The 26,877-nt window shown below is 62.5% G+C and carries 26 protein-coding genes; 7 read left to right on the forward strand and 19 right to left on the reverse strand.

Translation table 11 applies throughout. The features are described 5' to 3' along the window. Positions 1 to 47 precede the first annotated feature (47 nt). The 11 genes from EFD56_RS01565 to EFD56_RS01615 all read right to left on the reverse strand — a co-directional run bounded on the left by EFD56_RS01565 (position 48) and on the right by EFD56_RS01615 (position 12,598). Entirely contained in the window at positions 48 to 1,703 is a 1,656-nt protein-coding gene (locus tag EFD56_RS01565) for an ABC transporter ATP-binding protein (protein ID WP_037117866.1), read from the reverse strand. Beyond that, positions 1,703 to 2,557, reverse strand: coding sequence for an ABC transporter permease (locus EFD56_RS01570; protein WP_037117864.1), 855 nt, complete (start codon positions 2,555 to 2,557; stop codon positions 1,703 to 1,705). The genes EFD56_RS01565 and EFD56_RS01570 overlap by 1 nt, the downstream gene beginning before the upstream one ends. Further along, entirely contained in the window at positions 2,554 to 3,504 is a 951-nt protein-coding gene (locus EFD56_RS01575) for an ABC transporter permease (protein WP_037117862.1), read from the reverse strand. Before EFD56_RS01575 ends, EFD56_RS01570 begins: the two co-directional genes overlap by 4 nt. Positions 3,505 to 3,585: 81 nt before the next feature. Continuing rightward, complete coding sequence (locus EFD56_RS01580; protein ID WP_126904462.1) at positions 3,586 to 5,199, reverse strand: ABC transporter substrate-binding protein; 1,614 nt, start codon at positions 5,197 to 5,199, stop codon at positions 3,586 to 3,588. Between the two features lie 53 nt (positions 5,200 to 5,252). Continuing rightward, positions 5,253 to 5,606: a hypothetical protein gene (locus EFD56_RS01585; protein ID WP_225881203.1), complete on the reverse strand. Its 354-nt coding sequence runs from the start codon at positions 5,604 to 5,606 to the stop codon at positions 5,253 to 5,255. Positions 5,607 to 5,823: 217 nt separating this feature from the next. Further along, a complete protein-coding gene (locus tag EFD56_RS01590) occupies positions 5,824 to 7,200 on the reverse strand; it encodes an aspartate aminotransferase family protein (protein ID WP_064824006.1) in 1,377 nt (458 codons plus the stop codon). Between the two features lie 11 nt (positions 7,201 to 7,211). Then, on the reverse strand, positions 7,212 to 8,048 hold the full coding sequence (locus EFD56_RS01595; protein WP_085781750.1) for a GNAT family N-acetyltransferase: 837 nt from the start codon (positions 8,046 to 8,048) through the stop codon (positions 7,212 to 7,214). Positions 8,049 to 8,197: 149 nt separating this feature from the next. After that, positions 8,198 to 9,478 carry a 3-oxo-tetronate kinase gene (gene otnK / locus EFD56_RS01600; RefSeq protein ID WP_064824005.1) on the reverse strand — a complete coding sequence of 427 codons (1,281 nt, stop codon included), beginning with the start codon at positions 9,476 to 9,478 and terminating at the stop codon, positions 8,198 to 8,200. Positions 9,479 to 9,481: 3 nt separating this feature from the next. Continuing rightward, on the reverse strand, positions 9,482 to 10,258 hold the full coding sequence (otnI, locus tag EFD56_RS01605) for a 2-oxo-tetronate isomerase (RefSeq protein ID WP_064824004.1): 777 nt from the start codon (positions 10,256 to 10,258) through the stop codon (positions 9,482 to 9,484). A gap of 11 nt (positions 10,259 to 10,269) precedes the next feature. Then, complete coding sequence (gene ltnD, locus EFD56_RS01610; protein WP_126904463.1) at positions 10,270 to 11,214, reverse strand: L-threonate dehydrogenase; 945 nt, start codon at positions 11,212 to 11,214, stop codon at positions 10,270 to 10,272. Between the two features lie 67 nt (positions 11,215 to 11,281). After that, on the reverse strand, positions 11,282 to 12,598 hold the full coding sequence (locus tag EFD56_RS01615) for an MFS transporter (protein WP_064824002.1): 1,317 nt from the start codon (positions 12,596 to 12,598) through the stop codon (positions 11,282 to 11,284). 242 nt (positions 12,599 to 12,840) lie between these two features. Between EFD56_RS01615 and EFD56_RS01620 the strand changes: the two genes are divergently transcribed. The 4 genes from EFD56_RS01620 (at position 12,841) to EFD56_RS01635 (ending at position 16,673) form a co-directional block, all read left to right on the forward strand. Then, positions 12,841 to 13,839, forward strand: coding sequence for a LacI family DNA-binding transcriptional regulator (locus tag EFD56_RS01620; protein ID WP_016735888.1), 999 nt, complete (start codon positions 12,841 to 12,843; stop codon positions 13,837 to 13,839). A gap of 15 nt (positions 13,840 to 13,854) precedes the next feature. After that, positions 13,855 to 14,523 (forward strand): 3-oxo-tetronate 4-phosphate decarboxylase, encoded by a 669-nt coding sequence (otnC, locus tag EFD56_RS01625; RefSeq protein ID WP_012490043.1) that lies wholly within the window; start codon positions 13,855 to 13,857, stop codon positions 14,521 to 14,523. A gap of 193 nt (positions 14,524 to 14,716) precedes the next feature. Further along, the gene (locus tag EFD56_RS01630) at positions 14,717 to 15,385 is read left to right on the forward strand and encodes a haloacid dehalogenase type II (protein ID WP_012490042.1); all 669 of its coding nucleotides are present in this window, start codon (positions 14,717 to 14,719) and stop codon (positions 15,383 to 15,385) included. A 13-nt stretch (positions 15,386 to 15,398) separates the two neighbouring features. Next, positions 15,399 to 16,673: an NAD(P)/FAD-dependent oxidoreductase gene (locus EFD56_RS01635; protein ID WP_126904464.1), complete on the forward strand. Its 1,275-nt coding sequence runs from the start codon at positions 15,399 to 15,401 to the stop codon at positions 16,671 to 16,673. Positions 16,674 to 16,757: 84 nt separating this feature from the next. Here the strand turns inward: EFD56_RS01635 and EFD56_RS01640 are convergent, their stop codons facing one another. The 6 genes from EFD56_RS01640 to argE form a co-directional block, all read right to left on the reverse strand. Next, positions 16,758 to 18,215: an NAD-dependent succinate-semialdehyde dehydrogenase gene (locus EFD56_RS01640; protein WP_126904465.1), complete on the reverse strand. Its 1,458-nt coding sequence runs from the start codon at positions 18,213 to 18,215 to the stop codon at positions 16,758 to 16,760. Between the two features lie 63 nt (positions 18,216 to 18,278). Next, positions 18,279 to 19,322, reverse strand: coding sequence for a tartrate dehydrogenase (locus EFD56_RS01645; protein ID WP_126904466.1), 1,044 nt, complete (start codon positions 19,320 to 19,322; stop codon positions 18,279 to 18,281). Between the two features lie 10 nt (positions 19,323 to 19,332). Beyond that, positions 19,333 to 20,796, reverse strand: a complete 1,464-nt coding sequence (locus tag EFD56_RS01650; protein WP_126904467.1) for an aldehyde dehydrogenase family protein — start codon at positions 20,794 to 20,796, stop codon at positions 19,333 to 19,335. Between the two features lie 204 nt (positions 20,797 to 21,000). Then, positions 21,001 to 21,354 (reverse strand): cupin domain-containing protein, encoded by a 354-nt coding sequence (locus EFD56_RS01655; protein WP_126904468.1) that lies wholly within the window; start codon positions 21,352 to 21,354, stop codon positions 21,001 to 21,003. A 37-nt stretch (positions 21,355 to 21,391) separates the two neighbouring features. Continuing rightward, a complete protein-coding gene (locus EFD56_RS01660) occupies positions 21,392 to 22,315 on the reverse strand; it encodes a 2-hydroxyacid dehydrogenase (RefSeq protein WP_126904469.1) in 924 nt (307 codons plus the stop codon). Positions 22,316 to 22,338: 23 nt separating this feature from the next. Further along, the gene (argE, locus tag EFD56_RS01665) at positions 22,339 to 23,463 is read right to left on the reverse strand and encodes an acetylornithine deacetylase (RefSeq protein WP_126904470.1); all 1,125 of its coding nucleotides are present in this window, start codon (positions 23,461 to 23,463) and stop codon (positions 22,339 to 22,341) included. A gap of 264 nt (positions 23,464 to 23,727) precedes the next feature. Here argE and EFD56_RS01670 point away from each other — a divergent pair, with 264 nt between their 5' ends. Next, positions 23,728 to 24,630, forward strand: coding sequence for a GNAT family N-acetyltransferase (locus EFD56_RS01670; RefSeq protein WP_064844483.1), 903 nt, complete (start codon positions 23,728 to 23,730; stop codon positions 24,628 to 24,630). Position 24,631: 1 nt separating this feature from the next. Here EFD56_RS01670 and EFD56_RS01675 read toward each other — a convergent pair whose 3' ends face one another. Continuing rightward, on the reverse strand, positions 24,632 to 24,853 hold the full coding sequence (locus EFD56_RS01675; protein WP_016735876.1) for a hypothetical protein: 222 nt from the start codon (positions 24,851 to 24,853) through the stop codon (positions 24,632 to 24,634). 290 nt (positions 24,854 to 25,143) lie between these two features. Here EFD56_RS01675 and EFD56_RS01680 point away from each other — a divergent pair, with 290 nt between their 5' ends. Continuing rightward, positions 25,144 to 25,401: a hypothetical protein gene (locus EFD56_RS01680; protein ID WP_080574769.1), complete on the forward strand. Its 258-nt coding sequence runs from the start codon at positions 25,144 to 25,146 to the stop codon at positions 25,399 to 25,401. Here EFD56_RS01680 and EFD56_RS01685 read toward each other — a convergent pair. Next, positions 25,394 to 25,705 (reverse strand): hypothetical protein, encoded by a 312-nt coding sequence (locus tag EFD56_RS01685; protein ID WP_012490031.1) that lies wholly within the window; start codon positions 25,703 to 25,705, stop codon positions 25,394 to 25,396. The two genes, EFD56_RS01680 and EFD56_RS01685, sit on opposite strands and share 8 nt — an antisense overlap. 257 nt (positions 25,706 to 25,962) lie before the next feature. Here EFD56_RS01685 and EFD56_RS01690 point away from each other — a divergent pair, with 257 nt between their 5' ends. Continuing rightward, complete coding sequence (locus tag EFD56_RS01690) at positions 25,963 to 26,868, forward strand: LysR substrate-binding domain-containing protein (RefSeq protein ID WP_064823995.1); 906 nt, start codon at positions 25,963 to 25,965, stop codon at positions 26,866 to 26,868. Positions 26,869 to 26,877: the final 9 nt, after the last annotated feature.

A 26,877-nucleotide genomic window follows, 5' to 3' on the forward strand; every position in this document is an offset into this window, starting at 1 on the left:
CGCCGATCGTCAAGTCGCACCTGCCGCCGAGAGCCTCCTTCCCGCAATTATCCGCCTCCGACGGCGCGGATCAGCTTCGGATCCTGCTTGAGGCCGTCGAGCCAGGCCGGGTCGAGCTTGGGGACGGAGGAGAACAGTAGCTGTGAGTAGGGGTGGCTCGCGCTGCTACTCATGGCCGAGGGAGGGAGCTGCTCGATCTTTTCGCCCGCATACATCACCGCGACTTCGTCGCAGATCGCCTCGACCACGGAGAGGTCGTGGCTGATAAAAATGTAGGAGAGGGAAAGCTCCCGCTGCAGTTCCTTGAGAAGGTCGATGACGGCTGCGGCAACTACGGTATCAAGTGCCGACGTAACCTCGTCACACAGGATCAGTTTTGGCTCGGCAGCGAGCGCGCGAGCGAAGTTGACGCGCTGCTTCTGACCCCCGGACAGTTCTGACGGGCGCCGGTGCTTCAAGGCCCGGGGCAGGCGAACCATATCCAGGAGTTCGTCGATCCGCTTCTCACGCTTTTCACCTGTCATGCCGTGATAAAAGGCCAACGGTCGCCCGAGAATATCGCTGATCGATTTGGCGGGATTGAGTGCGGTGTCGGCGTATTGGAAAACGATCTGCAGCTCTCGCAACTGTTCTCGCGTACGGGCGCCGGCGGCTGGCGCCAGCGTCTGTCCATTGAAGGTGATCTTGCCCGCGGTCGCAGGAATGATGCCGGCAATCGTTCGAGCCAGGGTGGATTTGCCGCAGCCGGACTCACCGATAATTCCCAGATTGCAACCGCTCTCAACCTCGACGCTGACGGATTTCAGGGCTTTGACGAGGGGTGTGCCATCGGCCTGGATGGGTCCATAGCCTGCGATAAGGTCCTGCACCTGAAGAATCGCTTTGCTCTGCTGCTTGTCAGGGGATTTGGCCCGCGCTTCCGGCTTGAAAGCGCCTAACAACTCCTTGGTATAGGGATGCTGCGGTCTGCTGAGGATTTGCTCGGTGCTTCCGATCTCCTGGACTTCGCCTCCTTTGAGGACAACGATGCGATCGGCAATTTGGGCCACTACGGCAAGATCGTGCGAGACGTACACGCCGCCGATGCGACCCTTGTGCATTACGGATTTAAAGGCGCGCAGCACTTCGATCTGTGTGGTCACATCAAGCGCCGTCGTGGGCTCGTCGAAGATGACAAGTTTTGGATCACCGATCAGGGCCATCGCGGCCGAGAGGCGCTGCAACTGACCGCCGGAAACCTGATGTGGATAACGGGAACCGATCGTTTCCGGATCGGGAAGCGAGAGCGCCTTGAATAGGCTTACCGCGCGGGTGCGGGCCTCTTCGGCGGGCATCAGGTCATGGATGCGAGCGATCTCGATGACCTGTTCCATGATCGTCTGTGACGGGTTGAAGGCCGCGGCGGCACTTTGTGGTACATATGAGACGACGGTTCCTCGGATATTGGCCCGTTTTCGCTCCGGAAGGCTTGCCATGTCCTGACCGGCGAGCACGACGGAGCCGCCGCTGATCCGACAGCCGGCGCGGGCATGGCCCATCAGGGTTAGAGCGATGGTCGTCTTGCCTGACCCACTTTCACCGATCAGAGCGACGATCTCCCCTTCAGCGACTTCGAAACTGACGCCACGGATGATTTCGACGATGCGGCCGGAGTCGGTCTTGGCTTCGACCTTGAGGTCACGGATTTCGACGAGGTTGGCCATCATTCGCTCCGATCGCGTATTTTTTGAGGAAGGTTGTCGATCAGCAGATTGACGCTGATCGTCAGCGTGGCGATAGCGATCGAGGGGAAAATCACCGCGGGTGCGCCGAGCGGGAGGCCGCCGATATTCTCGCGCACCAGGGCTCCCCAATCCGCGTAGGGCGGCTGCACGCCAAGCCCGAGGAACGAAAGACCCGACAGGAGCAGCACGATGAAGACGAAGCGCAGGCCCAGGTCGGCAAGAACCGGCCCGACAATATTGGGCAGGATTTCGGACGCAACCAAGTAAGCTATACCTTCGCCGCGAGCGCGGGCCACGGTGATGAAGTCCATCGTATTGATGTTGACTGCGAGAGCCCGGGCGAAGCGATAGGAGCCGGGCGTGTAGATCACCGCAAGTGTCAGCACCAGAACGGGAATGGACGATCCGACCGCCGCCACGACCACGAGGCCGAAAAGCTTGCTTGGAATGGAATTCATGGCATCGAGAAAGCGACTGAGAAAGGTGTCGACCCAGCCCCCAGATACCGCCGCGATCATGCCGAGCACGACGCCCGAGAAGCACGCGATGCTAACCGCGACTAACGAAATGCCGACCGTATAGCGCGCGCCCATCAGGATGCGCGAAAGCATGTCACGTCCCAGATAGTCTGAACCAAGCCAGAACTGCTGGCTCATGGGGCCGAAATAGTCAAAATCGAGTATCTCACCCACCGGATGGGGGATGATCCAGGGAGCAATGACGGCGATGATTGCCCAGAAAGCAATGACGGCGAAGCCGACCACACCGACCAGGTTGATGCGATAGGCGAATTTCCGACGCTTTGGCGCATGTGTTTCGATCGTGGTCATCATCGTAGCCTCGGGTTGGCAAGAATAGCGATGATATCGGCCGTCGTGATCAGGATCAGATAGCCGACGCAGAATATCATCGCGCAGGATTGGATGAGCGGGAGATCGCGGGTGGCGACGGCGTCGACCATCAGCTTGGCGATGCCGGGATAGTTGAAGATCGTTTCGACGATGATTACTCCGCCCAGAAGGTATGAAAGCGAGAGGGCAATTGCGTTGACGATCGGACCGAGGGCGTTTGGCAGCGCATGTTTCAACACGATGCGGCTTCGTGAGGCACCCTTCAATAGTGCCATTTCGGCATAGGGTGTATTCAGTGTTTCCACCACCGCAGCCCGCGTCATGCGGATCATCTGCGCGGACACCCCGAAGGTGAGGGTGATCACAGGCATCGCGTAGACGCGCACTATGTCGGTGATAGTGTGGACTTCGTTGGTGAGTGAAATCGCGGGCAGCCATTGCAAATAGACTGCAAAGAACATGACAGCCAATGTCGCTATCATGAATTCCGGTACCGATATGACGCCGATCGTAAATACGGTGACCGCTCGATCATAAAGCGAGCCCCTTACCATGGCGGCGGTGATGCCGAGCGTCAATGCAATCGGTACTGCGAACAAGGCCGTGACGCCCGCAAGCTTCATCGAGTTCGCGAACCGGCCGCCGATCAGGTCGGCGACCGGCATGTTGTTGGCGTAGGACGTGCCCAGGTCACCCGATAGCAGTCCGCCCATCCAATAGATAAAACGCAGAAACGCCGGGTCGTCGAGATGCATGGCCGCGCGCAATCCGGCGACGGCCTCCGGCGTTGCAGCCTGGCCGAGAAGGATCGAAGCAGTATCCCCCGGCAGGAGCGTCGTCGCTGTAAAGACCGCGAACGAGACGATGACCAAGGTGATCACGGCGATGAGCAATCTGCTCAGCACCAGGGATAGGACCTCTTTGTTCACACTCGCTTCCTTCCAGTTATCGGGACCAAAGTGCAGAGGGGCCACAGCAATGTGGCGGCAGCCCCGAGACTACTTTGGCGATCACGATTCAAACCAAACATGCTCGGCCATGCGATAACCCATCATACCTCCGAGTGGGTTCGTTTCCATGCCCTTGAGCTTGTCCGTGATGGCGTCGATCCCGGTCAGGTAGGCCGGAATGATGGTGCCGGCCTCATCTGCAATCATCACCTGCATCTCATTGTAAATCGCTTTACGCTTCTCCTGATCGAGCGAGCCGCGCGCCTCGATCAGCATCTTGTCGAATTTATCCGATTTGTAATGGCTCTCATTCCAGGGTGCGCCGGACGCATATAGCAACGAGAACAGGATGTCGGGCGTCGGCCTATAATTGATATTGCCGAAATGGATCGGGGCCTTGAGCCAATACTTGTCCCAATAGCCGTCGGAGGGCACGCGCTGGACGTCGAGCTTCATGCCGATTTCGGCGCCGGCGGCCTGAATGATCATCGCCATGTCGATTGCGGAGTTCGCGGCCTCGGACGCGATCACCGGGATCGACTGACCGAGAACGCCCGCCTTGTTGAAATAGAACTTTGCCTTTTCAGGGTCGTACGGCTTAGGCTTGAGGTCGTCGTTGCGATAGGGGTTGCCCGGGAAAATCGGCTGGTCGTTGCCGATTTCACCGCGCCCGCGCAGGGCTGCCCTCAGGATCTGCTCACGATTAACCAAGTGCTTCATGCCCGCGACGAAATCGCTGTTTTGACCAGGGGGCGTATCGAGGCGCATGTTGAGGTTGGTGTAGCTGTTGGCGCTCGATTTCGACAGAACGAAGCCGGGCCTGCCTTCGACGAGCCGTTCCGAGCGGGGATTGATAGCGGCCGCGACATGGATGTCTCCCGACAGCAAGGCATTCACGCGCGAGCTGTCGTCGCTGATCGCGAAGAACTCAAATGAGTCGACAAATGGTCCTTTCGACTTCCAGTAATGGTCGTTCCGCCGCATAAGCGAGCGCACACCGGGTTCGAAGTTTTCGAGAACGAAAGGCCCTGTGCCGTTCCCCTTCGAGAAGTCGGCGGTCCCTTCCGCGACGATCATGAAGTGCTGTAGTGCCAGGATGGTCGGCAGGTCGGCGTTGGCGTCTGCGAGTGTTATTTCGAGAGTGAGATCGTCGAGCGCCTTGAACCCCGTCATTTGCTTTGCGATGGCATTGACCTTGGAGCCGACGTTGGGATCCAGGTGGCGCTTGAGCGAGTAGATCACATCTGCGGACGTAAGTTGTTTGCCGTCGTGAAAGGTGACGCCCTTGCGCAGCTTCACAGTCCACACCTTGCCATCGGTGCTCTCGATGCTTTCCGCCAGCTCCATCTCGACCGCGCCGGACCTGTCGAGGTTGGAAAGGCGGCTATAGACTGCGGAACACCGTGAATAATCCGTTGAATTCGATGCTTTGGCCGGGTCGAGCGTGTCTGCGGTCGAAGACGTGAAGCCTGCCGCCTTGAGATGTCCTCCGGTGATCGGAGACGCGGCGATCGCTTTAGTGGCGCGACCAACGATGACGCCGCCAGCGGACATGGCGACGCCCCCAGCGAGAAGCATCTGCAGCAGTTCACGGCGGGTGGCGCCGCGTCTGATGGCGCATTCGACCACTGCGTCGTCGGCGCGGGTCCAGTTCGTAGTCCTTAAGTCGGTCATGGCATTCCCCTTTTCTTTCTGTGACGGCCGCCTGCCGGCGAGCCGATCCGGTTTTAAAAGTCAGGCGCGCGAAGTGGCCACGGCCTCCGCGGGGCGGCCATCGACGTGAAATGATCGGGTGCGGTGAACTCCGCCGGCTCGATCGTGCCGTCGCAGCCCTTGTGGGCATGCCGCCGCTCCCGCAGCGGCCCGCCGGCGGGCAGGCCAAGCTCCGTCCCGCTCGCGAGATAGGCGCGCACGAGATCGTCGGGAAAGAGGTCATCATCGTCTGAATAGCGGTGGGCCTCGCGATAGAGGCTGAGCGTCGCCCGCTCGCCATGGATCTCGTGTCCCGTTTCGGCTGAAGCGATGAGCAAGCCGACCTCGTCGAAGCCCATGTAGCTGATTTCCGGAAGACTTTTGCTCACGCGAATTCCCCAGTGTTCGGCTCCGATGGAGCGCGGCTTCTCAAAGAAGAATATTCCGTTCCCGGCAGGATCGTTGTCCCGCTCTTGTATCAAGGCCGGATTTGTTGTGATCCGTGCCTTTCGTCTGTTTCAGTTTGTCACTTGCGCTGCGCCGGATTCTCCGAAAAGGCGCCCTGGCGCGGCACAAAACACCGAATCTAACCGTTTCGCGCTATTCTCAGACCCGCAGCGCCCCGCGCACATCCGGGTCCTCAAGCGTCTCGTCCAGCGTCAAACGCGTGCGCTCGACGATCGCATCGATTTCCGTTTCGGTGCAGCACAGCGGCGGCGCATAACCGAGCACGCCGTTGCCGAAGGCGCGGATGACGAGGCCGTTTTCCCAGGCGCGATCGAAGATCCGGCGGGCGGGTTCGGCGGATGCCGGCAGCGGCGTCTTGTTGATTTTGTCGGCCACGAGCTCGACGGCGGCGAGCATTCCGCGGCCGCGGACGTCACCGACGAGCGGGTGATCTCTCAGCGATTCCAACCCCTGCATCAGCCGCGTCCCGGCCTTGACGCCATTGTCGAGCAGGCCGTTTTCATAAAGCGTCAGGACTTCAAGGCCGACGGCGGCGCTGACGGGATGGGCCGAATAGGTGTAGCCGTGTCCGATAGCGGCGGCGCCGGCACCCTCGGCAATCGTCTCATAGACGTGGTCGGCCATGAAGACGGCGCCCATCGGGACGTAGCCGGAGGTGAGACCCTTGGCGGTCGTCATGAAATCCGGCACGACTCCCTCTTCGCTGCAGGCAAAAAGCGGCCCTGTGCGGCCAAAGCCGGTGATCACCTCATCGGCCACGAAGAGGATGTCGTGCTCGCGGCAAAATTCGCGCATCGCCTTCACCCAGCCTTTCGGCGGTACGAGCACGCCGCCCGAACCCTGGATCGGTTCGACGTAGAAGGCGGCGACGCGCTCCGGCCCGATCGCCTCGACCTTGCTTCTCAGCGCTGCCAGCGAGGCCTCGATAATCGCCTGCGGATCCTCGCCGACCGGGTTGCGGTAGGCGTAATGAGACGGAATTTTATGCTGCCAGTCGAAGGGAAGGCCGAAGCCGGCATGGAAGGCGGGCAAAGCGGTCAGGCCCGCACCGGCCGTCGAGGAGCCGTGATAGCCCTGTTCGACCGAAATGAACTGATCGCGCTCGGGCCGTCCCCGAGCATTCCAGTAGTAGCGGATGAACCGGATCGTGCTGTCCACCGCGTCGGAGCCGCCGAGGGTGAAATAAACATGGTTGAGATCACCAGGCGCCCGATCGGCGAGTTCTGAGGCAAGCCGGATCGCCGGCTCGGAGCCGAGGCCGAAATAGGCCGTTGCATAGGGAAGCTCCCGCATCTGCCGGGCTGCTGCCTCGACGATGCTTTCGTGGCCGTAACCGGCATTGACGCACCAGAGGCCGGCGAAGCCGTCGATCAGTTGTTTGCCGGAGGCGTCGGTGACCGTTGCGCCCTTGGCCGAGGCCAGTACGCGCACGCCGTGCTTCTCGTGACTGCGGTAGGAGGCCACAGGATGGATGAGATGGGCGCGGTCGAGTTCGATGAGCGAGTTGGCGTACATGGGGTCTCCGATCAGCCCAGCGCCTGGCTGGCAAGGGCGAAGGTGGTGGCAGCAGGGGCGGCGGCGTGGCCGGCCGATGGATTTCGCATTGCGATGCCGCCGCCGACATGGGCGAAGCCCTGTTCGGCGAGCCAAGGGGAAAGTCCTGTTTCGGCGGTGGTATCCACCCTGAGGAAGTGTCCTGGGCGTCTCGCGATGTGATGTTCGATGAGTTTCCTGGCGTCCTCGATGTTCGTTGCAACCACGGGTCCGATCACTTCGCCACGCCCGAAGGCGCGCATGCACGCGAAGCCCGAGACGCCGCCGTCGCGGCGAATGACGGCGAACTCGCCGACCTTGGCGAGATAGGAGAGCAGGTTTTCGCGGTCGGCGCCGAAGGCAACGCGATCGAGCGTCATGATTTCAGGGAGGTCGTCAGCGGTGGCGGCCTCAGTGCCGGCAGGCGCAGGGATTTCTCGGGCAAGGCCCTGGTGCTGCAGCACGGTTCCGGTTTCATGGAAGCCAAGCTTTTGGTAGAGCGGCAGGCCCGCCGTCGTCGCGACCAGCCGTAGCGGCCGGTCTCCTGCGATCCGCAGCGCGGCGTCCATCAGCCTGCGGCCGAGGCCACGCCCACGTATGGTTTCGTCGACGATGACCATGTTGATCGTCGCGCAATCTTGCTTGTATGGCGTGACGAGCACAGTGCCGACGACCCTGTCGTCTTCGAGTGCGATCATCCCGTCGCTCAAGGCGAGCGCCATCTGCCAGTCTTCCGTCCGATGCGGCCATCCCGCCTGTTTGGAGAGCGCGACGGCGGCGGCCAGGTGGTCGAGGCTGAACGGGACGATTTCGATCTGGCTTGCTTGCATGGGGGCGTCCTTCATGTCGTGCCCGCCAGTCTGCCGGAGCGCCGGCGGGCAGATCGTCTGAAGGCCGTGGTTCAGGCAGTATCTTATGGCTTTGCGATCACCGGCCGCCGCATCTTATGCTGGAGGACCGAGCCTTTCGCAAAACCTTGTCACCGCATCATCGCCAGCGCTGCGCCGAAGAAATCTTCGCCGCCGAAATTTCCTGATTTCAACGCCAGAAGCATGTCGCCCTGCCTATTGCCGACCGTGCGCAGCACCGGCACGCCGGGCGCAATTTCGGGGCCGATCAGAAAAGCCGGGATGGCGAGCTTGTCGACTGCGGCTCCCGAGGTCTCGCCGCCTGCGACGACGAGGCGCCGCACGCCTCGATCCACCAGCTCGGCGGCGATAATCGATGTGGCGGTCTCGATCACGTGGCCGGAGGCCTCGCGCCCATATTGCGATTGCAGCCGGGATACCGTTTCGGGCGCCGCGCTCGCGGCGACCACGACCGGGCCGGCAGAAATGCGGTCTCCCGCCCAGGAAATCGCCGAGGCGATCTCATCCGGACCGGCGGCCAGCAGACGCTCCGGATCAAGCCGCAGCACGGGCATCGATTGCTCGGCGATGTCGAGTTGGCGCAGCGTCGCTTTCGAACAGCTGCCGGCAATGATCGCCGAAAGCCCGCCGACTGGGCGAATGACGTCTTCACCTGTCGCGCTGCCGGATATCCGGCCGGAGCGGACGAGCGCGCGGGCAAGGCCGAGGCCGAGGCCGGACGCACCGGTGGATACCGGCGTTTCCAGCGCGATCTCGCCCAACGTTTCCAGATCCCGCTCGAAAATCGCGTCGGCGATAGCCATGGTCGCGCCCGTCGTTCGCAGGGCGTCGAACTTCGCCTTGGCGGCGGCCGGCCCGGCAGCGATGGCTGCCAGGTCGATCAGTCCGACGGCGCCGCGCGATTGCCGGGCGAGAACCCGGACGAGATTGGCATCGTGCATCGGGTTCAGCGGGTGGTCCTTGAGCGGGCTTTCGTTCAATGGCTGGCCGCCGACGAAGAGGTGGCCGAGGTAGACGGTGCGCCCGGTTTCCGGAAAGGCTGGCGTCACCAGCACGCCACCGCCGCCCGCAGCCTCGCTCAAAGCCTCGGTGACGGGGCCGATATTGCCGGCATCGGTGGAATCGAAGGTCGAACAGATCTTGTAAAGCACATGGCCCGCACCCTGCTGGCGCAGCCAGCGCTCAGCTTCGGTCGCGGCGGTCACGGCCTCCGAAGCCGGAACGGAGCGAATTTTCAGGGAGACGACCACCGCATCGACCTCCGGCAGCGCGAGCGACGGATCGGGAATGCCGACCGTCTGCACTGTCCGCAGACCGTTCTTCGTCAGCGTGTTGGCGAGATCGGACGCGCCGGTGTAGTCGTCTGCTATTGATCCAAGTGAAATGGCCATCGTCTAGCTCCGTGCAAAAGGTTTGAACCAGCCAAGGCCATCCAGTGTCTGGCTGCGCGGGACGTATTCGCAGCCGATAAAACCGTCATAACCCAGCCGGTCGATTTCGCTGAACAGGTAGGGATAGTTCAGCTCCTCTCCATCAGGCTCGTTGCGGGAGGGCACGCTGGCGATCTGGATATGGCCGGTGATCTCTAGCAGGCGCCGCAACGCCTTGGTGACGTCGCCATGGAGGATCTGACGGTGATAGATGTCGAATTGCAGTTTCAGGTTCGGCAGGCCGCATTCGGCGATCAGCCGTTCGGCGATCGCGAAGTCGTTGAGGAAATATCCCGGCATGTTGCGCCCGTTGATCGGCTCCAACAGCAGATCGATGCCTTTTTCCGCAAGCCGGCCGGCAGTGTAGGCGACGCAGCGCCGGTAGGAGGCGGCGGCCTCTGGATCATGAGGGTCGGCGATGCCCGCCATCAGGTGCAATCGCTTGACGCCCGTCGCCGCCGCATAGTCCAACGCCCGCTCGACATCCGCTTTGAGATCGTCGAACCGTTCGGGAAGAGCCGCGATCCCGCGCTCGCCCGCACCCCAATCCCCTGGCGGCAGATTGAACAAAGCCTGCTGCAGATCGTTGCGGGCAAGTCGTTCGGCGATGGCCTCCGGCGCGGCCTCGTAGGGAAACAGATATTCGACGGCGGAAAACCCCGCATCGGCTGCGGCGTCGAAGCGGTCGAGGAAGTCCCATTCATTGAACATCATCGTCAGGTTGGCGGCGAAAACGGGCATGTCGATAGTCCTTAGCGGCTCTGTGGTTCTTTGGCGGAGCCGGGCAATTGCGTGCCGGAAAGCTGCGCGTAGAGGCGCGCGAGGGAGGAATCGTCGTCACGGCCCATGCCGGCTCCGGCCGCCGCCAAGTACATCTGCAGAGCCGCCGCCGAAAGCGGTGCCGGATAACGCTCGGAACGGGCCATATCCTGGACGATGCCGAGATCCTTGACGAAGATCTCGATGCTGCTGAGCGGGGTGTAATCTCCGGCCAGCACATGCGGCATACGATTTTCGAACATCCAGGAATTGCCGGCCGAGGCGGTGATGACTTCATAGACCTTGTCGAGGTCGAGGCCCTGCTTGGCGGCAAAGCTTATCGCCTCGCAGGCGGCTGCGATGTGCACGCCGGCGAGAAGCTGGTTGATCATCTTGAAGGCGGCGCCCGTTCCGGCGGCATCGCCGAGCTCGTAGACCTTGCCGGCCATGGCGTTCAGAGCGGGGCGCGCCGCATCGAAGGCTCGGCCGGAGCCGGAAGCCATGATCGTCAGCTCGCCAAGTGCGGCCTTGGCCGCGCCGCCTGAAATCGGCGCATCGAGATAAAGCAGGCCGAGGGCCTCCGTCCGCGCCGCCAGATCGCGCGCGACGGCGGGATCCATGGTCGCCGACGAGATGAAGACGGCGCCGGGCTTCATCGTATCCGCAGCGCCCTGCGGCCCGAACAGCACGGTCTCGGTCTGAGCACCGTTGACCACCACGGAAACGACGATGTCGGCGTTTTGGGCGGCCTCGGCTGGCGTCGCTGCGCCGCGCCCGCCTTCGGCGACGAAGCGGTCCACCGCTGCCGGGGTTATGTCATATCCAACGACGTCGAGACCCGCGCGCTTCAAAGACCGGGCCATTCCCAGTCCCATGGAGCCAAGACCGATGACGGCCGCGACGACGGCAAAACCTGGGTTTTCAGCAAGCGGTGTCATGAGAGGTTCTCCAGTCTCGTGAGGAAGATCCGTGCCCCTCCGGAAGTCGTCCCGGAGGGGCTGTCGCTTAGCGATTGACGGTTTTAGCCGGGACCGTCAACACGGCCAGCGAACCGATGACGAGCGCGGCCGCCAGCAGATACATGCCGGCGCTGTTGGTGCCGGTGAAGTCCTTCAGATAGCCGACCAGAAACGGTCCGAGGAACCCGGCGAGATTGCCGACCGAATTGATCCAGGCGATGCCGGCCGCAGCGCCGGTGCCGGCGAGGAAAGCGGTCGGAAGCGACCAGAAAAGCGGCGCGCAGCTGATGGCGCCCGCAGCAGCCAGCGAGAGGCAGATGATCGACACCGTCGTGCTCGTCGCGAGCGTTGCGGCAACGAAGCCGCCGGCGGCGATAAGAGCCGGGACGACGAGGTGCCACCGCCGTTCGCGCAGCCTGTCGGCGGAACGTCCGAGCGCCAGCATGGCTACGAATGTGCAGATATAGGGGATGGCGGAAATGAGGCCGATGTTGAGATTTCCGCTGACGCCCGAGGCTTTCACGATGGTCGGCATCCAGAAATTCAGGCCATATTGCCCGAGCACGAAGCAGAAATAAATCAGGCACATCAGCCAGACGCGACGGTCGGTCAGCGTGCCCGAGATGCTGTGCGGGCTTGCTGTCTTGGCTTTATTCTCCGCCTCGATATTGGCCGTCAGCACCCGCTTTTCCTCATCGTCCAGCCACGTCGCGTCAGCGATCCTATCATCAAGATAAAAGAACGTCGCGACGCCGAAAAGAATGGCCGGAACGGCTTCGATCAGGAACATCCACTGCCAGCCGGACAGACCGTGCGTTCCGTGAAAGCTGTCCATCAAAAAGCCTGAAAGCGGATTGCCGAAAATGGCGGATACCGGGATAGCGGACATGAAAGTGGTAATGATCTTGGCGCGGCGATGCGCCGGATACCAGGATGTCAGATACAAAATGATGCCGGGGAAAAATCCTGCCTCGGCAACGCCCAGCAGGAAACGCAGGACATAGAACACGGTTTCCGACGAGGTGAACATGAAGGCGGCGGAGATGATGCCCCAGGTGATCATGATGCGGGCAATCCAGACCCGCGCACCGACCTTATTCATGATGACATTGCTTGGCACTTCAAACAGAAAATAGCCGATGAAGAAAATTCCGGCGCCGATGCCATAGGCAGCTTCCGAGAGGCCGAGCTCGCTCGACATCTGCAGCTTGGCGAAGCCGACATTGACGCGGTCGAGATAAGCGACGACGTAACACAACATCAAAAACGGCACGATGCGCCAGAATACCTTGCCATAGGCCCGGTCTTCCGTCGCCTCTGCGGGATATGCGCCAGCGATTGGCGCCTCTGTATGCAGCGTCATGATTCTCTCCTCCGATCGTTGCCGCGGTCTCCGACAAATCCTCCCGCGACACGCTGAGCCTTTTTGGCAGCGCTGCCATTCCCGTTAACTCATTTTGGCAGCGCTGCCAACCGCAAATTGGCAGCGCTGCCAAAAAAATCTTGCTTCTTGCCTGAAGTAGTGAAAAATGAATCTCGCCTAGTGACGGTGTTGCCAGACGCTTCGCGCCGGAAGGCTTGCTCATATCGGGTTCAAAATTGACGATGGAATTGAAACAACAGGCGACGGTCACCCTCGCGGAGGTCGCGGAAGCGGCCGGCGTCGGCGAGAGCACGGTGTCGCGCGTGCTGCGCAACCATGGTTCGTTTTCAGGCAAGACCCGGGAGCGGGTGATGGCCGCTGTCGAGCGGTTGGGCTATGTGCCGAACCGGATCGCCGGAACGCTGGCCTCCACCGGTTCGCGTCTCGTCGCTTTCGTCATTCCTTCGCTGTCCAACATCGTCTTTCCCGATGTGCTGCGCGGCGCCAGCGCCGTTCTGGAGGAAAACCGATATCAGTCGGTTTTTTCGGTGACCGACTATGATCCGGGCAGGGAGGAAGCGCTCGCCGCCGCAATGCTCGCCTGGCGGCCGGCGGCGGTGATGCTGGCAGGATACGAGCATACCGACGGCACGGCGAAAATGCTGCGCGCCAGCGGATGCCGGGTCGTGGAACTGCTCGATCTGGACGGCGACGCCCTCGATATCGCAGTCGGCTTCTCGAACCGCGCGGCCGGAAGGGAGAGCGCTGCCTTCCTGCTCAAGCGGGCTTATCGCAGGATCGGCTATGTCGGTCACGACCTCCAGCGCGATACCCGCGCCGGCAAGCGCTTTTCCAGTTTCTGCGAAACGCTCGAGGCCGCCGGCGCCCCGCTCATCGCCCGCGAAATTCTTGCCGGCCCATCCTCGGTGGAGAACGGCAGATTGGGGCTTGAGCGATTGCTTGCACGAGCGACCGATCTGGATGCCGTCTATTTTTCCAACGACGATATGGCGCTGGGCGGTTATTTTCATTGTCTCGCCCAAGGGATCGCGATCCCCTCGCAGCTCGCGATTTTTGGTTATAACGGCCTCGATATCGGCCGGGCGATACCACAGCCCTTGTCGACCATCCGGACGCCGCGCGTGGCGACCGGTGAGATAGCCGCGCAACTCATCGTCGCCAATGCGCCGCCGCAGGTCGTCGATCTCGGCTTTGAACTGATCGAGGGGGCGACCGCATGAATTGGAGGAACTGTCATGTCCGACGCGCGCCTGCGTGAGGAAATCTGTCGATACGGCCGGTCGCTGTTCGAGCGCGGGCTGACGCCCGGTTCGTCGGGCAACATATCGTTACGGCTGGAGGACGGCGGCTGGCTGGTCACGCCGACCAACGCCTCGCTCGGCTTTCTCGACCCGGCGCGTATTTCAAGGCTCGATGCCGAAGGCCGGCTCCTATCCGGTGACAAGCCGACCAAGGAAATCCCGCTTCACACCGCCCTCTACGACACACGCGGCAGCGCCCGCGCCATCGTCCATCTTCATTCCACGCATGCGGTGGCGCTGACGATGCTGCCGGAGATCGATCCGCGCGCCGCCTTGCCGCCGATGACGCCATACTATCTCATGCGCGCCGGCGAGACGGCGCTGGTGCCCTATTATCGCCCCGGCGATCCGGCGGTGGCCGATGCGATCCGCGGGCTGGCGGGCAAATACTCGTCGGTGCTTCTGGCCAATCATGGACCCGTCGTTGCCGGTGACAGCCTGGAGGCGGCGGTCTTCGCAACCGAGGAACTGGAGGAAACGGCGAAGCTCTATCTGCTGCTGCGCAACCTCAATCCCCGCTTCCTCAGCCCGGAGCAAGTGGCCGATCTCGTCAAGACCTTCGGCCTCGATCTTCCCTCGCATCATGACCACGACCACGATTGAACCCGTCCTCGCGTCGTGGACCATCGAGTTTGACGGCATGATGCGTCTGCGGGAGCGCGCAACCTTCTGCCAAACGCCGGTTTCGATACGATAGATTCTGCTTCCGATGCCGCCGATTCAGGCAAGCCATGGGCAAGGCGGTGCCTATGATTGTGGACACGTTCCCCTGTTCCAATCTTTCGAGGATATGCTGATGACCACGTTCCGTCCGAAATACATCACCTTCGATTGCTACGGCACGCTGACCAACTTCCAGATGGCGGAAGCAGCGCGCGACCTTTACGGCGAGCAGCTCGACGAGCCCCGCATGGTCGAGTTCATCAAGAATTTCGCCGCCTATCGTCTCGACGAGATCATGGGCGCCTGGAAACCCTATGCCGAGGTGGTGCACAATTCGCTCGAGCGGGCATGCAAGCGCAACGGCGTGACCTTTCGCGACGAAGCCGCGCAAATGGTTTACGAGCGTGTTCCGACCTGGGGTCCGCATCGAGACGTACCCGAGGGCCTTGCCAAGGTCGCGCGGGAAATTCCGCTGGTCATCCTGTCCAACGCCATGGACGCTCAGATCATGTCGAATGTCGAAAAGCTCGGCGCGCCCTTCCACGCGGTTTATACCGCTCAACAGGCAAATGCCTATAAGCCGCGTTTCCAAGCCTTCGAATATATGTTCGACATGCTCGGCTGCGGGCCGCAGGACGTGCTGCATTGCTCGTCCTCCTTCCGCTACGATCTGATGTCGGCGCATGATCTCGGCATCAAGAACAAGGTCTGGGTCAATCGCGGCCACGAGCCGGCCAATCCCTATTACGGGTATGTCGAAATCCCGCATATTTCAGGCCTGCCGGGCGTCGTCGGACTCTGACGGAGACAAGCGGATGCAGTTCCAATCCTACTGGCACGACACGGCCCGCCCTTTTGCTGAGGCGGCCCAAGGTCCTGTCGAAGGACATTACGACGTCGCCATCATCGGCGCCGGCTTCACCGGGCTCGCCGCAGCGCGCCAGCTTGCGACAGCCGGCGTCAAGGTCGTCGTGCTGGAGGGCGAGCGTGTCGGCTGGGGCGCATCGGGGCGCAATGGCGGCCATCTCAATAACGGCCTTGCGCATAGCTTCCTGTCCGCCAAGGCCGCGCTGGGCGTGGAGCGGGCCGTTGCGCTCTATCGGGCGTTCGACGATTCCATCGATACGATCGAGGCGATCATCACCGAGGAGGGGATCGACTGCGATTTCCGTCGGGCCGGAAAGCTGAAGCTTGCCTCCAAGCCGCAGCACTTCGAAGCCATCGCCCGCAATTTCGAAGCCGTGCATAGAGAGGTCGATCCGGACACGGCGCTTCTGACGGCAAACGAGCTGAAGGGCGAGGTGGGGTCGCCTTTTCACGGCGCCATGCTCTCGAAGAAGAGCGCGATGATGCATATGGGCCGCTATGTCGCCGGGCTTGCCGCCGCGGCCGTCCGCCACGGCGCGACCATCTTCGAACAGGCTGCGGTGACCGGCCACAGGCAGGGTAGCGGCCGCCACAGCCTTGAGACCGCGCGGGGCACCGTCACCGCCGACCACGTGCTGGTTGCGACCGGCGCCTACACGCCGTCGCTCTTTGGCTATTTCCGTCGTCGGATCATTTCGGTCGGCAGCTTCCTGATCGCCACCCGTCCGCTGAGCGATGCCGAAATCACAGCGACGATGCCGGGAAATCGGACCTGCGTCACATCGATGAACATCGGCAACTATTTCCGGCTGTCGCCGGACAAGCGGCTGATCTTCGGCGGTCGCGCCCGCTTTTCCGCAACGTCGGATCAGCGATCGGACGCAAAGAGCGGCGATATTCTGCGCGCCAGTCTCGCCGAGATCTTCCCGCAGCTCGCCGGTGTCGAAATCGACTATTGCTGGGGTGGGCTGGTCGACATGACGAAGGACCGCTATCCGCGCGCCGGCTATGTCGATGGCGTGTGGTATGCCATGGGCTATTCCGGTCACGGCGCCCAGCTTTCCACCCATCTCGGCATGATCATGGCCGACGCGATCATGGGCAAGGCAAACCGCAATCCGGTCAAAGGGCTCGAATGGCCCGCCGTTCCCGGCCATTTCGGCAAGCCGTGGTTCCTGCCGATGGTCGGGCTTTATTACAAGACGCTGGATCGCTTCAAGTAAGCGAGGCGCGCGGTCGACCTTTCCAGAACATAGATGTGGCAGGGGCGCCGGATGAATTTCCGGCGCCCTTTGTTTTTGCGCGGGTCAGGAAAGCCCGCCGATGTGAAAGCTCTTCATTTCCAGATATTCCTCGATGCCGCATTGTGCGCCTTCGCGGCCAAGGCCGGATTGCTTGACGCCGCCGAACGGGGCGACCTCGGTGGAAATGGCGCCGGTGTTGAGGCCGATCATGCCGAATTCGAGCGCTTCGCCGACACGCCAGGAGCGTTTCAGGCTCTCGGTGTAGAAATAGGCGGCAAGGCCGAAGGGAGTGGCGTTGGCAATGCGGATCGCCTCTTCCTCCGTGTCGAAGCGGAAGAGGGGCGCAACCGGCCCGAATGTCTCTTCACTGGCAAGCTGCATGTCGGTCGTCGCATCGCCAAGCACCATAGGCGCCGCATATTGATCCCCCGCGGGCATCGAGCCCGCAGTGGCGAGGATTTTAGCTCCCTTTTCCACCGCATCGTCGACGTGACGTTTGATCTTCTCGATCGCCGCCTTGTTGATCATCGGCCCGATATCCGTGCCGGCATCCGTACCGGCCCCGACCCTCATGGCCGCGACCCGCGCGCCAAGCTTGGCGGCAAAGGCCTCGTACACGCCGGACTGGACGAGAAGGCGGTTGGCGCAGACGCAGGTCTGGCCGCCATTGCGGAATTTCGAGGCGATTGCGCCTTCCACGGCAAGATCGAGATCAGCATCGTCGAAGACGATGAACGGCGCGTTGCCGCCGAGTTCGAGGCTGAGCCGCTTGACGCTGTCGGCCGCGCCGCGCATCAGCAGCGAGCCGACGCGGGTCGAGCCGGTGAAGGAGATCTTGCGGACGGTCTGGTTGGCCATCAACTCGTCGCCGATCCCGGCCGGCATGCCGGTGACGATATTGATCACGCCCTTGGGGATGCCGGCGCGCTCCGCCAGGACGCCAAGTGCCAGCGCCGAAAACGGGGTCAGGTCGGATGGTTTGATCACGACCGTACAGCCTGCCGCGAGCGCCGGCCCCACCTTGCGGGTGATCATCGCATTGGGAAAATTCCACGGCGTGATGATCGCCGATACGCCGACAGGCTCCTTCAGGACGACAATGCGCCGATCCGCTGTCGGTGAGGGAATGGTCGCGCCGCCGATGCGGCGCGCTTCCTCGGAAAACCATTTGACGAACGAGGCGCCGTAACGGATTTCGCCGCGCGCTTCTGCAAGCGGCTTGCCCTGTTCCCTGGTGAGGATCAGCGCCAGGTCCTCGATATTGTCGAGCATCAGATCGTGCCAAGCTTCCAGCAAGGCGGCGCGCTCGGCATGGGTTATTGCCCGCCATGGGCCAAAGGCTTTTTCCGCCGCCGCGATTGCGGCCCGCGTATCGGCTCCGTCCATATCGGGCACCGTGCCCAGCACATGCTGCGTCGCCGGATCGGTCACCTCGATCGTGCGGCCGGCTGCAGCCCCGCACCATTCGCCGTCGATGAGACCTTGCTGGCGAAGCAGGCTGCCGTCTCTCAATCCGTCCATTTTCTCCCCTTTCGTCAACGTGTTTGTTTTCCGCAATTGCGGGCACGCAGTGCGTGACATGCGTTAGCCGAGCGCTGAAAGCACCGATGCCGTGATCGCGTCGGTCTTGTCCTTGCCGGGAATTGCGCCGATGCCGCGCGCCGTCGTCGTTTCGATTGCGGCCATCACCTTTCCGGCGGCCGCCGTTTCTCCGAGATGTTCCAGCATCATTGCACCCGACCAGATGGCGGCGATCGGATTGGCGATCCCGAGATGAGCGATATCGGGTGCTGACCCGTGGACGGGTTCGAACATGGAGGGCGCCGAGCGATCGGGATTGATGTTGGCGGATGCGGCGAAGCCGAGCCCGCCCTGGATCGCGGCCCCAAGGTCGGTCAGGATGTCGCCGAACAGGTTGGAGGCGACCACGACATCGAGGCTTTCGGGCGCCATCACCATGCGGGCGGCCATGGCGTCGATATGGTAACTGGTCACGTCGACATCGGGATATTCCGCAGCGAGCCCGTGGGTGATCTCGTCCCAGAAGACCATCGAATGTTTCTGTGCGTTCGACTTCGTCACCGAGGCAAGCTTGCCGCGTCGCGCACGTGCCTGCTCGAAGCCGAAACGCAGGATGCGTTCGACCCCCTTGCGGGTGAAGATCGCGGTTTCGATCGCCACTTCGTTGTCTGTGCCCTGATGGATGCGGCCGCCGGCGCCGGAATATTCGCCCTCGGTGTTCTCACGGATGCAGAGGATGTCGAAGCCGTCAGACCGCAGCGGTCCCTGCACGCCTGGCAATAGCCGGTGCGGGCGGATATTGGCATATTGCACGAAGGCCTTGCGGATCGGCAGCAGGAGGCCGTGCAGCGATACGGAATCCGGCACCTTTTGAGGCCATCCGACGGCGCCGAGCAGGATGGCATCGAAAGACCGCAGCGTTTCGATGCCGTCGGCAGGCATCATGCTGCCATTTTCGAGGTAGTAGTCGCAGGACCAGGGGAGGCGGGTCCCCTCAAGAGAAAATCCGCTCGATCCGGCCGTCTTTTCGAGCACGGACCAGGCTGCTTCGGTCACGTCCCGGCCGATGCCGTCTCCGGGCAGAAGGGCGATCTTGTAGGTCTTCATCGCAGCTCCTTTAAAGGCTGATGAGCACGCTCTTGCTCTTGCGGTTGGCATGATAGGCTTCGCGGCCGAGATCCTTGCCGATGCCCGACTGTTTGTAACCGCCGGTCGGCAGGATATGGTCACGCGAGCGGCCGTAGCGGTTGACCCAGACGGTGCCGGCCTGCAGGCGGCGGGTAAGTCGGATCGCTCGGGAGAGATCGCGGGTGAAGAGGCCGGCGGCGAGCCCATAGGCCGGATGGTCGGCCAAGCTCAGCGCCTCTTCCTCATCCTCGAAGGTCTGGATAGTCAGCACCGGTCCAAAGATTTCCTCGAGAACCGCCGGCGATGTCGCCGTGACGCCGGAAATAAGGGTCGGTGCGTAGAAATAGCCGTCGCGGTCGAGGCGGCGGCCGCCCGTGAGGCACTCGGCCCCGCCGTCGATCGCGGCGCGGATGATGCCGTCCATACGGGCGATCTGGCGTTCGGAGATCACCGGCGAATAATCGGTCGTTTCCTCCCAGGTCGGGCCGGGGCGGATGGCCGCCAGCCTGGCAAGCAATGCCGTTGCAAGCGCATCCGCCACCTTCGCCTCGACGATGAGGCGGGATCCGCAAACGCAGGCCTGGCCGGCATTGGACAGGATGCTGCCGGCGATGGCGCCTGCGGCGAGATCGAGATCGGCGTCGGCAAAGACCAGCTGCGGGCTCTTGCCGCCGAGTTCCAGCGTCATCGGCTTCACCCCGGTGCGGGCGATATTGGCCATGATCGCCGCGCCGGCCGCCGTCGAGCCGGTGAAGCTGATCTTGGAAATTCCCCGATGGCCGGTGATGGCGGTTCCGGTGGTCGGGCCGTCGCCGAGGACGACGTTGACGAGACCGGCGGGCAGGCCGGCCCGCACCGAAAGTTCGGCAAGATAGAGTGTCGAGAACGGTGTCATTTCCGATGGCTTCAAGACCACCGCATTGCCGGCCGCCAGCGCCGGAGCAAGCTTCCACCCTGCCATCGACAAAGGGAAATTCCACGGCGTGATGGCGCCAACGACGCCGTACGGCTCCGTCATGATCATGCCGAAATTCGCGTCGTCGGTCGGGACGAGATCGCCGCCTTCCTTGTCGGCGAATTCGGCAAAGAAGCGGATCTGCTCGGCGGTGACGGCAATATCGCCGGCGACGAGCTGGCCGACCGGGCGGGTTGAGGAGAGTGCTTCGAGCCTGGCAAGGGTTTCCGCCTCGGCTTCGATCAGGTCGGCCCAGCGCTGCAGCGCCATGGTGCGCTCGCGCGGCCGCACGCCACCCCAATTGCTGGTCTTCAAGGCTGTTTCGGCCGTCTCGACGGCGTGGTCGACAAGGGCCTCGTCGGCAAGCGGGCAGCCGGCATAGGCCCTGCCGTCGGACGGCCGATGCATGTCGATAACGGCTTTGGCCGGAACCAGCCGGCCGCCGATGAAATGTCCGACGGGCAGGGAGATCGTGTTCGGATCGAAGCTGAGTGTCATTGCGCGTCCTCGGAATGAACCGAGGACAAGCCTAGCCGGGGAAGGCGAGCAGCATGCATCGACCGATCACGCTGCGGCGGCCGAAAATTGCGTTTTGCGCACTGCCACCAGTCAAATCTACGGCGGGTGACCGGCGCCCAAGCCGCGCGGTCTGCGGTCGGGAAACGACCGCGCCGCAGGCGATCGTGGCGCGCGGCACCGGCGTCATGATACCGTCACGTAGATCTTGCGCACCGTCTCGATCGTCTTCCACACGCCGACGAAACCCGGCTTCGTCACAAAACTGTCGCCGGCCTTGTAGACCACCGGCTCGCCGCCGTCCGGCGTGAGTTCGACCAGGCCGGACAGGATGTGGCAGAACTCGAACGTCTCGCCCTTGATCGAACGCGTCTCGCCGGGTGTTGCCTCCCAGACGCCGGTATGAACACTCTCTGCGCGGGCGACATCCTGCGCCCAGGTCTTGAAGGTGGGATTGCCCGAGATGAGGCGCTCGGGAAGAGGGCCGGATTCGCGCGGCGCCTGGGAGGGGTTGGTATCGATCGTCTTGAGCAGGGACATGGCTTTCCTTTCGCGAGTGCAGATTTGGGGGAATGAATCAGTAGCCGCGGCTGCGATCGACCAGCCCGATCGGGTCAAGGCCTGCCCGGTGGCGCTTGATATTGGCGATCACGGCCGCCGCAGCGGTTTCGGCTTGGGTGACGCTGGCAATATGCGGTGTCAGCAGGATGCGCGGATGGTTCCAGAAGGCGTGGCCCGCAGGCAGCGGCTCCGGATCGGTGACATCGACGACGGCGCCGGAGAGATGCCCGGCATCGAGTGCGTCGGCGAGCGCCTGATGATCGAGCTGCGCGCCGCGGCCGACATGGACGAGTGCCGCGCCGGCCGGAAGCCTGGCGAAGAGCTCGGCATTCAGGAAGCCGCGGGTCTCCTCCGTCAGCGGCAGCAGACAGACGAGAATGTCGGTGGTTGCAAGTAGCGTATCGAGTCCCTCAGCGCCGCTCAGGCATCGCACGCCGGCGATCGCCCGCGGACTGCGGCTCCAGCCGGAAAGCGGGAAGCCGAAGGGTTGCAGACGTTCGAGCACCGCGCTTCCAAGCATGCCGAGTCCGAGCACGCCGACGCGGCGTTCTGCGGCCTGTAGCGGTTGGATCGGCTGCCAGATGCCACGTCGCTGCTGGTCGAGATAGGCCGGCAGGTCGCGATGGAGCGCAAGGACGGCGAGCGTCGCATATTCCTGCATCATCCTGACGATGCCGTCCTCGACCATGCGCACCACCTTGACACGGGCAGGCACGGCATCGATGCGGAACTGGTCGATGCCGGCGCCGATCGAGAACAGGATTTCGAGATTGCGGTAGCGCGCGAGATCATCGGGCACCGTCCAGGTGATCAGGTAACGCACAGCCTCCGGTTCGACCGATGCCGGGTCCATGGAAAAGGCTATATCGGGCAGCTCGCGCGCGAAAGCTTCGGCGAATACGGCGCCGCGCTTCGCGTCCGAATTGAAGAGAAAGGTCATTGCATCGGCTCCTTGATCTCAGGTCAGGCGGTGCAGCGGCGGGCGAGGGCTTCGACCATTGCCTGGCAGGCGAGGAGCTCGCTGACGTGAATGAATTCGTCCGGCCTGTGGGCCCGGCCGATATCACCCGGTCCGCAGATGATCGCATCGATGCCGGCGCGCTGGAAAAGACCGGCCTCGGTGCCGTAGCTGACGGCGGCGAGCGGCTCGATGCCGGTCAGTTCGCCAAGCAGGCGGGCAAGCGGGGCATCGGCGGCAAGCGACAGGGCCGGATAGGCGCTGAGTTCGCGCCATTCCACCTCGAAGCCCAGTGGCGGCAGGGCCTCGGCCGCCGCCCGCAGGGGCGCCAGCAGCACGGCCGGATCGACGCCGGAAATGGCTCTCGCCTCGAACTCGGCCTCGCAGGTGTCGGGAATGATGTTGACCGCCTGGCCGCCCTTTAACGTGCCGACCTGAAGAGACGAGTAGGGCGGCTCGAACACATCTTCGAATGGGCCGTGTGTCAGCCGGGCGGCTTCGACATTGGCGCAAGCCAGGACGCCGGTCATGGCATGGATCGCGTTCAGTCCCTGGTCCGGGCGGGAGGAATGGCCGGACCGGCCCCTGACCGTCAGCCGGGCGGCGGCCTTGCCCTTGTGGGCGCGGATTGCCCGCATGTTGCTCGGCTCGCCGATGATCGCGCCAAGCGGGCGGGCACTGAGTTCCGGCAGGCGTGCGATCATGTGCGGGACGCCGCGGCAGCCGGCCTCCTCATCGTAGGAAAAGGCAAGATGAATGGGCCGGCGGAGCCGCGTTGCTGCGAGCGCCGGCACGGCGGCAAGAACGGCTGCTAGGAAGCCCTTCATGTCGGTGCTGCCGCGGCCGTAAAGGCGATCCGCTTCAGCCCGCAGGCGGAACGGGTCGCTGCTCCAGCCGGCCTCGGCGGCAGGGACCACATCCATATGGCCGGAGAGGATATAACCCGGCGCTTCGACCGGCCCGATCGTCGCGAAGAGGTTCGACCGGTCACCCTCGGGGCCGGGAAGCTCGGTGGCGGCAATACCGTGACTTTTGAGATAGTGGCGGATCCAGGCGACGATTTCGCCGTTCGGCGTACCGACGACGGAGGGAAAGCCGACGAGCCTTTCGAGAATTTCAATTGCCTGCATGGGCGTCCTCACGGCGCGGGATGTCGGGTGCAACCGGGCTCTTGCGGTCAACGGCGCCGTCGGCCGGTCGGGGTCTGCCAATGACTGTAGAGACCGGCGCAGGCTTTATTTGCCGAAAGCGTATCGGATTTGGTCGATTGTTGTGTTTGCGCGGGCCTCGCCAGTGAATTGTATCGTGCGATCCGTCCTATTCTCGATAAAGGTTTTTCCGTGGGGCGGCTTTCCCCGAAGGGCTTGGCCAGAAAATGCGGCAGGAGGGCGGGAGTGAGCGCACTGACATCTGAATCTAGGTTCGTCGACAGTTTCGAGACGCGCATTGCCGACATTAACAGCGTGGATATCGATAAGCTGCACGCGCTTTCAATGTCCGTCGCCTGGCCGCATCGCCGCGAAGACTGGCAGTTCTTGCGCGATTTCGGCCACGGCATCGCTGCGATCGACGAAATCGGCCGCATCCTGGGCTCAGCGATGTGGTTTCCCTATGACGGCCGGTTCGCGACCATCGGCATGGTCATCACCTCGCCGCGCCTGCAGGCCAACGGCGCCGGGCAGTGGCTGATGGGCCACGCGCTCGATCAGGTTGCCGGGCGCAATCTTGGGCTGAACGCGACGCGGGCGGCGCGGCGCCTTTATCTGTCCCTGAATTTTGTTCACGAAGCGTCGGTCTTCCAATGCCATGGCGAAGCAATCTTGCCGCCGGATATGGAACTGCCGCCAGGTGCCGCAATACGGGCGGTGGAAGCCGATGACCTGGAGGCGATCGCCGCATTGGATTCCATCGCCTTCGGCGCCGATCGCACGCTGCTGCTGGCGCGCCTCCTTGCCAATTCCAAAGGTGTCGTATTAACCCGCGCCGGCCGGGTCGAGGCCTTCTCTCTTTGCCGCAGGTTCGGGCGCGGCCATGTCATCGGCCCGGTCGTGGCAGGCAATGACGCAGACGCGATCGCCGTCGTCCATCCGCATGTGGTTGAACATGCGGGAGCATTCCTGCGCCTCGATACCCGCGAAAAAGGCGGGACGTTTGCCGATTTCCTCTCCCGCTGCGGTCTTCCGATTTATGATATCGTGACGACCATGTCGCTGGGCGAGCCTTGGCTTCCGGTACCGGGAGGCCGCGGGATGCACGAGCCAAAGACCTATGCGCTCGTCAGCCAGGCGCTCGGGTGAATCAAGCGCCGGGACAGAGAGGCAGCGATGCCAGAGCCTGAGCGCGCTGGCATTCGGGCCGAAACGAGCGATATTGCCAGAAACCATCCGGAGATTCGCGCCGGTATACGGTCTCGAGCCAGTAGATGGTGTCGTCGACCGGCAGGACGGGATGCCAGGCATACCACTCCGTCCAGATGCTTCCTGCCGGCTCTCTCTCGATGATCGTTGCCCACCTGTTCATCGGTGACCCTCGAATATGTCCGCGGTGTCTTCCCGGATGTCGAGGCGCATGGAACGCCTCTCCGGTTCCCCCGAAGCTGGACGCATAATTATCGTTCGACAGATGAGAATTACACCCAGAGCATTCTTCAACAGATATGATGCGCCGCGGTCGGTAAATCGTTCTGCTGCCCCGGTCCCGACGCAGTGCACTCGTCGCCTTCGAGACTCGAAGCGCTCGTTCCAGACATCTTGAAATTATATCGTAGTACGATATATTTGAAATGCACCGATCATCGAGGAGCATGCCTCATGGAACATCCATTGCATCCAGCATCGCACCGCCCTGCACCCTATCCTCCAAGCGAGGCGTTTGAAGCGTTGCGACAAAGAGTTCGCGCTTTGCTCGACGACAAGGAAACAGGTCGTTGGCAGCTCTTGTGCGCGGAATGGCTGTACGATGTGGCTTTGCTGACGAATGATTTTCGTCTCTGGATGCAGCGCCTCGACCGGCATTTCGACACTAGAGAGGGCGACGTGTTTCATCGCCGCGGGTCGTCGCTCAGTTGATTGAACGCAGTCCGAGGTAGGCCGCCAGACTGACCGCGGAGACGGCAATGGTCAGCTTGGGCCTGCCGTCGTCGAACATCGCTGCCAGCAGAAGGCCGAGCATCAGAATAACTGATTTCGCCCAAAGTTCCTGATCGGAGATGGTGAGAGCGATCGTTGCCAGAAAGACGGCGCTGGCGACCATCGTCGCGGGAGCGGACTTCTCCGCCAGATCGCCGCTCGGGAAATAGGGCAGGAGAAAACGCCGCATGCTCAGGCCCGAGGCGATGCTTAGAAGAAGACAGGTCAAGACAAGATGCAACATGGGGCCGTCCCCGATCAATCTGCAGGTGGAATCGCAGATGCAAACGCCGTGCCAGTCGCAAACCTCGAAATCATCATCCGATAACGACAGCGGCGGGCTCCGCTTGGCTATTTCCGCGGCGGCACGACCCTTTTTTCGGCAGCCGTACCCAGCCTCGCTCGATCGGCAAATTATGTCGTATTGCGACTTGAGGCATGGTGATGATTTCGATATGGAGAACTATCCCCAAGGTTAATTCCGGAAACGAGATCTTTTCATTGGACCTTTCGTCAATCGAAATATTCCTCGCCGTTGCCAGCGATTGCAGCGTGACGAAGGCGGCCAAGGCCGTCGGGCGAGTGCCGTCGAACGTGACGACGCGCATCCAGCAATTGGAGGAGGATCTCGGCGCCTCCCTCTTCAGCCGGGATGGCAAGAAGATGACGTTGACGCGGGAAGGCGAGACGTTTCTCACCTATGCCAACCGGCTTATGGCGCTTGCGCTCGAAGCGCGCCAAGCCGTGCGGCCGCTTGCCCCATCCGGAACATTGCGGGTCGGCACGATGGAGAGCACGGCGGCAAGCCGCCTGCCGGCGGCGCTCACGCAGTTCAACCAGATGTGGCCTGAAGTGTCACTGCATCTGACGATGGGCGCGTCCCGTGATCTCGCCCGCGATGTTCTGGCCGACGCGCTGGATTGCGCCTTGATCGCCCGGCCGCCGAAGACGATGCGGGAGGATGACCTGGATTTCGATGCCGAACTCAAGGCGCTGGAAAAAGAGACGGTTTTTGTCGAAGATCTGTTGATCGTGCTGCCATCAGGACATCCCGCCATCAAATCGGCCGCCGACCTGCGTGTCGGAGCGCTCGCCGCTTTGGAGCCTGGCTGCACCTATCGCAGGATTGCCGAAAACTGGGCGCGCAAATCGACCGCCCTGCCGACGAGCGAGCTCGGCTCCTACCACGCGATCCTGGCGAGCGTTGCGACCGGCAACACCGCGGGTGTGATGCCGAAATCCGTGCTCGAGCTCATGCACTGGCCGACCGCTGTCCAGACCCATCAGCTCGGCCCCGTCGAGACGCTGCTGGTCTACCGTCGGGATAATCGCCCCAGCGCCTTCAGTGCCTTTCACGAGGTCCTCAGCGCTAGAAAGGGCAGAGAGATCCGACTGGCGACAAACTAGTTTCTCCGT

The organism is Rhizobium phaseoli (assembly GCF_003985125.1).
In the GTDB taxonomy this organism is placed as follows: Bacteria; Pseudomonadota; Alphaproteobacteria; order Rhizobiales; family Rhizobiaceae; genus Rhizobium; species Rhizobium phaseoli.

Excerpts from the sequence above, each read along its gene's own strand:
- EFD56_RS01565 (WP_037117866.1), bottom strand. The coding sequence starts at position 1,703 with ATGGCCAACCTCGTCGAAATCCGTGACCTCAAGGTCGAAGCCAAGACC.
- EFD56_RS01570 (WP_037117864.1), bottom strand. The coding sequence starts at position 2,557 with ATGATGACCACGATCGAAACACATGCGCCAAAGCGTCGGAAATTCGCC.
- EFD56_RS01580 (WP_126904462.1), bottom strand. The coding sequence starts at position 5,199 with ATGACCGACTTAAGGACTACGAACTGGACCCGCGCCGACGACGCAGTG.
- EFD56_RS01590 (WP_064824006.1), bottom strand. The coding sequence starts at position 7,200 with ATGTACGCCAACTCGCTCATCGAACTCGACCGCGCCCATCTCATCCAT.
- EFD56_RS01595 (WP_085781750.1), bottom strand. The coding sequence starts at position 8,048 with ATGCAAGCAAGCCAGATCGAAATCGTCCCGTTCAGCCTCGACCACCTG.
- otnK (WP_064824005.1), bottom strand. The coding sequence starts at position 9,478 with ATGGCCATTTCACTTGGATCAATAGCAGACGACTACACCGGCGCGTCC.
- otnI (WP_064824004.1), bottom strand. The coding sequence starts at position 10,258 with ATGCCCGTTTTCGCCGCCAACCTGACGATGATGTTCAATGAATGGGAC.
- ltnD (WP_126904463.1), bottom strand. The coding sequence starts at position 11,214 with ATGACACCGCTTGCTGAAAACCCAGGTTTTGCCGTCGTCGCGGCCGTC.
- EFD56_RS01615 (WP_064824002.1), bottom strand. The coding sequence starts at position 12,598 with ATGACGCTGCATACAGAGGCGCCAATCGCTGGCGCATATCCCGCAGAG.
- EFD56_RS01620 (WP_016735888.1), top strand. The coding sequence starts at position 12,841 with ATGGAATTGAAACAACAGGCGACGGTCACCCTCGCGGAGGTCGCGGAA.
- otnC (WP_012490043.1), top strand. The coding sequence starts at position 13,855 with ATGTCCGACGCGCGCCTGCGTGAGGAAATCTGTCGATACGGCCGGTCG.
- EFD56_RS01630 (WP_012490042.1), top strand. The coding sequence starts at position 14,717 with ATGACCACGTTCCGTCCGAAATACATCACCTTCGATTGCTACGGCACG.
- EFD56_RS01635 (WP_126904464.1), top strand. The coding sequence starts at position 15,399 with ATGCAGTTCCAATCCTACTGGCACGACACGGCCCGCCCTTTTGCTGAG.
- EFD56_RS01640 (WP_126904465.1), bottom strand. The coding sequence starts at position 18,215 with ATGGACGGATTGAGAGACGGCAGCCTGCTTCGCCAGCAAGGTCTCATC.
- EFD56_RS01645 (WP_126904466.1), bottom strand. The coding sequence starts at position 19,322 with ATGAAGACCTACAAGATCGCCCTTCTGCCCGGAGACGGCATCGGCCGG.
- EFD56_RS01650 (WP_126904467.1), bottom strand. The coding sequence starts at position 20,796 with ATGACACTCAGCTTCGATCCGAACACGATCTCCCTGCCCGTCGGACAT.
- EFD56_RS01655 (WP_126904468.1), bottom strand. The coding sequence starts at position 21,354 with ATGTCCCTGCTCAAGACGATCGATACCAACCCCTCCCAGGCGCCGCGC.
- EFD56_RS01660 (WP_126904469.1), bottom strand. The coding sequence starts at position 22,315 with ATGACCTTTCTCTTCAATTCGGACGCGAAGCGCGGCGCCGTATTCGCC.
- argE (WP_126904470.1), bottom strand. The coding sequence starts at position 23,463 with ATGCAGGCAATTGAAATTCTCGAAAGGCTCGTCGGCTTTCCCTCCGTC.
- EFD56_RS01675 (WP_016735876.1), bottom strand. The coding sequence starts at position 24,853 with ATGAACAGGTGGGCAACGATCATCGAGAGAGAGCCGGCAGGAAGCATC.
- EFD56_RS01680 (WP_080574769.1), top strand. The coding sequence starts at position 25,144 with ATGGAACATCCATTGCATCCAGCATCGCACCGCCCTGCACCCTATCCT.
- EFD56_RS01685 (WP_012490031.1), bottom strand. The coding sequence starts at position 25,705 with ATGTTGCATCTTGTCTTGACCTGTCTTCTTCTAAGCATCGCCTCGGGC.